This is a genomic window from Rhizobium mayense, from assembly GCF_030272705.1.
Classification (GTDB): Bacteria; Pseudomonadota; Alphaproteobacteria; order Rhizobiales; family Rhizobiaceae; genus Rhizobium; species Rhizobium mayense.
This window is the reverse complement of the sequence record NZ_JARFYM010000115.1, coordinates 1-541: the sequence shown is the minus strand read 5'-3', so window position 1 is coordinate 541 and position 541 is coordinate 1. Positions and strand designations below refer to the sequence as shown.

Here is a 541-nt window from a genome sequence, read left to right as displayed (position 1 = left end):
AAAGGATGGATTTACCGATCCGGCGTTGGTGGCCGATGCGGTTTCAAACCCTCGCGCAGGTGACCCGAAGGGCCGCTGGGGTGCCGGCACGAACCATCACCTGGCACTGCACGTGCCCAACCGAAATGGATTGCTGAAATGGAAGCGCCGGCTTACCGATCTCGGAATTCACGTGACCGGCCCCTATAACCGCAACTATTTCCACGCGATCTACTTGCGCGATCCGGACGGAGCGATCATCGAAATCGCGACATCGGAGCCTGGTTTCGGTCACGATGAGGCTGTTCTTGGTTCGGAGTTCAAGCACCAGCCGGAAGAAAACCTTGTCGGAGGTCGCAGCGAGCTGTTGGTGGCCGCCGAAACCTGGCCGGCACCGATGCCGACGATCACCGACGACTATGCCCTGCGTGGCTTCCATCACATCACGTCCATCTCCAGCAACGCGGAGCGGACCGAGAAGTTTTTCGTGGAGACAGTCGGGCTGCGGCTGATCAAGAAGACGGATTACCTCGATGAAAAGGGCGGAACCCATTACTATTAT

The 541-nt window shown here is 58.2% G+C and carries 1 protein-coding gene; it reads left to right on the top strand.

The features are described 5' to 3' along the window. The coding region (locus PY649_RS34830) for a VOC family protein (RefSeq protein WP_285873618.1) at positions 1-541 on the top strand (541 nt) is incomplete at both ends.